4 protein-coding genes are annotated in these 5,576 nt (G+C 73.6%); all 4 read left to right on the plus strand.

Features of this window, described 5'->3' with window-relative positions:
• The first annotated feature begins 716 nt into the window (after positions 1 to 716).
• Positions 717 to 3,263, plus strand: a complete 2,547-nt coding sequence (locus tag DKT69_RS13000; protein ID WP_201749647.1) for a putative bifunctional diguanylate cyclase/phosphodiesterase — start codon at positions 717 to 719, stop codon at positions 3,261 to 3,263.
• A 69-nt stretch (positions 3,264 to 3,332) separates the two neighbouring features.
• Complete coding sequence (locus tag DKT69_RS13005; RefSeq protein WP_109801832.1) at positions 3,333 to 4,634, plus strand: glycosyltransferase 87 family protein; 1,302 nt, start codon at positions 3,333 to 3,335, stop codon at positions 4,632 to 4,634.
• Positions 4,635 to 4,691: 57 nt separating this feature from the next.
• Positions 4,692 to 5,324, plus strand: coding sequence for a phosphoribosyltransferase (locus DKT69_RS13010; protein WP_109801833.1), 633 nt, complete (start codon positions 4,692 to 4,694; stop codon positions 5,322 to 5,324).
• A gap of 23 nt (positions 5,325 to 5,347) precedes the next feature.
• On the plus strand, positions 5,348 to 5,576 hold a 229-nt coding region (locus tag DKT69_RS13015), incomplete at its 3' end, for a TFIIB-type zinc ribbon-containing protein (protein ID WP_161557824.1).

Below are 5,576 nucleotides of genomic sequence, written 5' to 3' on the forward strand. Positions count from 1 at the left end.
CACTGCGACCAGTTCCTCATACGAGGGAAGCTGCGACCCGGGCTGCACACCAAGATCATGCCAGTCAGCCAAGCCACAGTGGACAGCAGGCCCCGATCAGCGACTCACCTCAGGCTGAATACGTACCCGACGTCGGCCGAGGACCATTCCCCGGGCGCGCCGGCTCCGATTTCCCGGCGTGCCCGGGCAGCCACCTTCTCGACGCTCGTCGATCATGAAGAATTCACCCTGCCGACTCACTTCCCGTGGCCACCGGAAGCGGGCACGGGGACGGGGCGCTCCCCGGCACTTCCCCTGATCCGTTCCGACACTCGAACTGAAGCGTGGATGAGTCCCCGCCCTCTCCGCAGCACACTGACAGCAGGCAACAAAGCACGTCGGGACCCACGGCGAGAACGACAGCGTTCCGCAGTCGATCGGACACGGAAAGGAAAGCGGCGGGCGCTCTCCGCACAGCTCCGATGGACGGAAAGTTATGAATAGCTGCTCTGTTGACTAATATTGAATAATGTCACATATATCCCTCCTAAAGCTGATGTTCCTGGCTTAAGCTTCCATTCACTAACCAAGTGACGCAGGGCTGACAATTGCCCAGCGTCGGGGGTCGAAGGAGGCAGGACATGCGCGGCAGCGACTGGGGCTGAAATCCGACGTGGGGCCTGCGGCCCTCGCACGTTAGGCTGCGGCCAGAGGTGAAGTAGTCAGCCGGGAGTGGTGTGACTCTTACCAGGCGACGCGAGATTGAGACCGATCGGCGGCTCCGGCTGCTCGTCGGTCTCGTCGTCGTGCTCGCCGCCGGCGTGACCCTCACGGCGCTCTGGACCGTCTCGGTGTCCACGCCACCCCGCTCGTCCGCTGACGTGGCGACGCTGGTGACGCTGGCGCTCATGATCGCGCTGGGCACACTGGTCAAGGCGCGGATCCGCATCCGATCCACGACGCACCTCATCAGCTGGAACGAAACGGCGATCGTCCTCGGCGTGGCGATCGCACCGACGTCCTGGGTGGTGCTCTGCACCGGCGTCGGCGTCGCCCTCGCCTCGTGGCGGCTGCCCCGGATAAAGCTGCTCTTCGGCGTCAGCAAGAACATCATCGTGGCCTTCGGCGCCGGTGCCACGCTGGCGGTCCTGCCCTGGGGGCCGCCGACGAAGACAACACACGTCATCGGGATGCTGGGCGTCGCCTATCTGGTCGCCGCCCTCCTGGACGACCTCCTCGCGATCCCCGTCATCGCCCTCGCTTCGGGCACCAGGATCTCACGCCAGTTCCGCAGCAACCTCGACCTCCGGATCGGCGGGTTCGCCGTCCGCTTCGTCGTGGCCGTCTGCACCCTGCTCATCCTCCGCGCCGACCCCCGGCTGCTGCTCGCCGTGCCACCGCTGGTGCTCAGCCTCCACCTCGCGTACTCCACCCGGATCCGGACCCGCACCGAACAGCAGGCCTGGCAGCGGCTCGCCCGGACCACCGACGCGCTCAACGTGGTCGACCTGGACCAGGTGCTGACCACCGCCGTCACCCAGGCCGCCGAGCTCTTCTCCGCCGACGAGGTCGAGATCGAGCTGCGCGAGGGCGGCCGTACCGTGCGCGGCACCACCGCCGGCATCCGGCACGACGGCGGCGACGCCGAGCCGAGCGCGGTCGGCGGGACCGTCATCCCGGCGGCGCTGGAGGGGCACGACCGGGCCGTCGACCTCGGCGTGCTGCGGTTGCGCTTCGCCGGGCCGGTCGAGCTCTCCGAGCGGGAGCGGTACACGCTGCGGACGTTCGCCTCCGCCCTCTGCACGGCCGTGCGCAACGCGCAGGCGTACGCCGAGCTGGCCCGGGTCGCCGAGGAGCACGCGCACGCCGCCGCGCACGACGCCCTGACCGGGCTGGCCAACCGGCGCCAACTGCTGGACGAGGGCACCCGGCAGCTCACCGACCGGCACGCCGACGGGGTGAGCGCGCTGGTGCTGATCGACCTCAACCACTTCAAGGAGGTCAACGACACGCTCGGGCACGGCGCCGGGGACCGGGTGCTGATGCAGGTCGCCGACCGGCTGCGCGGCGCGACCCGCCCCGGCGACCTGGTGGCCCGGCTCGGCGGGGACGAGTTCGCCGTACTGCTGCGGAGGCTGCCGGCCCCGGCGGTCGCCGCGCACCGGGCGGACGCCCTGCTGGCCGCCCTGCACGAGCCGCTCCACCTGGACGGCATGCGGATCAGCGTGGAGGCCAGCGGCGGCATCGCCGTCGCGCCGGCCACCGGCGGGATGACCGAACTGCTGCGCCGCGCCGACGTGGCGATGTACCAGGCCAAGCGGGCCGGCCAGCGGATCTCCACGTACGCGCCGGCCCGGGACACCGCCGACCTCGGCCGGCTCACCCTGAACGGCGAGCTGCCCCGGGCGGTGGCCGACCACGAGTTCACCGTCAACTTCCAGCCGATCGTGGACCTGGGCAGCGGCGAGGTCACCGGCGCGGAGGCGCTGGCCCGCTGGCACCACCCGACGCACGGCATCATCGACCCGCTGCGCTTCCTGGAGGCGGTGGAACGCTCCGGCCTGCTGCCCGCGTTCGCGGAGGCGATCCTCGACCAGGCGCTGATCGCGGCCGGCAGTTGGCGCGCCGCCGGCTTCGACCTGCCGGTGTCGGTGAACGTCTCACCGCGCAGCCTGCTCGACGCCCGCTTCCCCGGGGCGGTGCTGGCCCGCCTGCGGGCGCACGACCTGCCGCCCGACCGGCTGGTGCTGGAGCTGACCGAGACGCTGACACTCAGCCAGCTCGACGTGGTCGACCGCGTGCTCAGCCGGCTGCGCGACTCGGGCGTCCGGCTCGCCCTCGACGACTTCGGCACCGGCTACTCCTCGCTCTCCCTGCTCTCCCGCATCCCGGTGCACGAGCTGAAGATCGACCGCAGCTTCGTGACCGCGATGGAGACCTCCGCCGAGGCCGCCGCGGTGATCCGCTCCACCCTGGACCTCGGCCGCAGCCTCGACCTGGCCGTGGTCGCCGAGGGTGTGGAGAGCGAGCCGCAGCGGCGGGCGCTGTGGGAGCTGGGCTGCGTCGCCGGCCAGGGCCATCTCTTCGCCCGGCCGCTGCCCGCCGGATCGCTGCTCGCCGCCCTGCAGCGCGGCGCGGGCGGGCGCCCGGGCATGCTGGCGCCTCCGCTGCACGACGCGGGCGCGGTGATCCGCCTGCCCGGCCGTCGCCAGGGCGGTCGTGGGCGAACGGCCGGCTCCCCGCCCACCGCCGGCCAGACCGCCGACGAGCCCCGGCGGCGCTGACCGGCCAGCCCGGGCCGACGCCCCGAGCGCCGGACGGTACGGCGGTCCCGGTCTGCGAGACTGGCCGGCGTGACCGCCACCCCCCACCGGACGACCCGCAGCCGCCGGCGCTGGCAGGCGCTGGACTCCGCCGCTGGCGGCCTCGCCCTCGACCTCGGCCTGTACGCGGTGTCGGCGCTCTTCGCCGCGGTCACTGCGGCCACCTCCACCCTCCCGCCACACCGCGCCTGGGGGGCGATCGCCGCCGTGGGCTATCTGGCGGCGGCGCTCGCGGTGACCGGCCAGCTCCTGCTCCGGTGGCGCCGGCCGGACGCCGCCGGACTCTCCGCCCGCGTGGCGGTGACCGCCCTCGCCTGGGCCGGCGCGACGCTGCTGCCGTTGGCGGTGCTGAGCATCCAGCGGGCGGCGGGGCGCACCGACCGGGCGCAGGAGGAGGTGCTGGTGGTCGAGCACGCCGGCGCCCGGCTCGCCGAACAGGGCAGCCCCTACCTGGGACACGACGCGATCGCCGCGCTGCCCCCCGCCGAGCAGTTGCTCGGCTACACCCCCTACCAGCCGGGGATGGCGCTGTTCGGGCTGCCCCGGGCCGCCGTCGACGCCTGGTGGACCGACTCCCGGGTCTGGTTCGCCCTGGCCACCGCGCTGGTGCTCGCCCTGGCCGTGGGCACCCTGCGCGCCCGGTCCGCGCCGGCGCCGGGCCGCCCGGACGCCGCCGTGCTGCGGGGCGTACAGGCCGCCACCGTGCTGCCGGTCTGCGCGCTGACCCTGGCCACCGGCGGCGACGACCTGCCCGTACTCGCGCTCTGCCTGCTGGCCCTCACGCTCGCCGCCGCCGACCGGCCCGGCCGGGCCGGCATCGCGGTGGGGGTGGCCGGCGCGTTGAAGCTCTTCGCCTGGCCGGTCGCGATCGTCCTGATCTGCTGGGCGGCCACCCGCCGGGCCGGCGTCCGCACGGCCCTCGGCGCGGTCGGGCTGCCGGTGGCCGCGCTCGTGCCCACCCTGCTGGTCGACCGGGACGCCCTGGTGGAGAACGTGCTGCGCTTCCCGCTCGGGCACGGGCTGGTGACCAGTCCGGCGCAGTCCCCGTTCCCCGGCCACCTGATCGCCACGCTGCTGCCCGCCGGCCGGGTGCTCGCCGCCGCGGTGCTGGTGGCGGTCGGGCTGGCGATCGCCGTCCGGCTCGTCCGCCGTCCGCCGCGCACCGCCGCCGCCACCGCGCTGATCTGCGGGTACGGGCTGCTCGCGGCGATCCTGCTGATGCCCTCGACCCGCTTCGGCTACCTGCTCTACCCGCTGGCCCTGCTGGTCTGGGCACCCGCGCTCACGCTCGCCCCGACCCGGGCCGCCGAAGCCCCGGTGACCACCGGCTGACCGGCTTTCCCCGCAAGTGCCGGGCGGAGCCCGGCGACAGGGCGTAAACCTGAGGGCATGACCACCTATCGCGACCGGACCGACGCCGGCCAGGTGCTCGCCGACCGACTCAGCGAACTCGCCGGACAGCCGGACGTCGTCGTCCTCGGGCTGGTCCGCGGCGGTGTCCCGGTGGCCCGGATCGTCGCCGAGCGGCTCGGCGCACCGCTGGACGTGCTGGTCGTCCGCAAGCTCGGCATGCCCTGGGCGCCCGAGCTCGCCTACGGCGCGCTCGGCCCCGACGGGGTGGAGGTGCTCAACGAGCAGATCGCCGGCGGGCTGAGCGAGAGCGACCGGGCCGAGGTGCGGCGGCGGGAGCAGGCCGAACTGGACCGGCGGGAGAGCCGCTACCGGGCCGGTCGACCCCCGCTGGACCTGAACGGGCGCACCGCGGTCATCGTCGACGACGGCCTGGCCACCGGGGCCACCGCCCGCGCCGCCGTGCAGGTGGCCCGGCACCTGGGCGCCGCCCGGGTGATCGTCGCCGTCCCGGTCGGCTCCGAGCAGGCGTACGAGATGCTGGCCGCCGAGGCCGACGAGGTGGTCTGCCCCGACACCCCGCCGGACTTCGGTGCGGTCGGCGCGTACTACGACGACTTCCGCGAGATCTCCGACGACGAGGTGGTGCAGGCGCTCACCGCCACCGCGTGATCCCACCGGGTACCTTCGGTGTCATGCAGCTCACCTGTCCCAAGTGTCACGGAGACATGCGCCAGTACGAGCGCAGCGGCGTCGTCATCGACCAGTGCGGCGAGTGCCGCGGCATCTTCCTCGACCGCGGCGAACTCGAGAAGCTCTTCGAGGCCGAGGCGAACTGGAACCGGCAGAACACTGCCCCCGCGCAGGCCAACCAGCCGGCCGGCGGGTACCCGCCGGCCGGCTGGTTGGCCTGCGCGGTGTCGA

It is taken from the genome of Micromonospora sicca, assembly GCF_003172935.1.
Taxonomy (GTDB): Bacteria; Actinomycetota; Actinomycetes; order Mycobacteriales; family Micromonosporaceae; genus Micromonospora; species Micromonospora sicca.

Excerpts from the sequence above, each read along its gene's own strand:
- DKT69_RS13010 (WP_109801833.1), top strand. The coding sequence starts at position 4,692 with ATGACCACCTATCGCGACCGGACCGACGCCGGCCAGGTGCTCGCCGAC.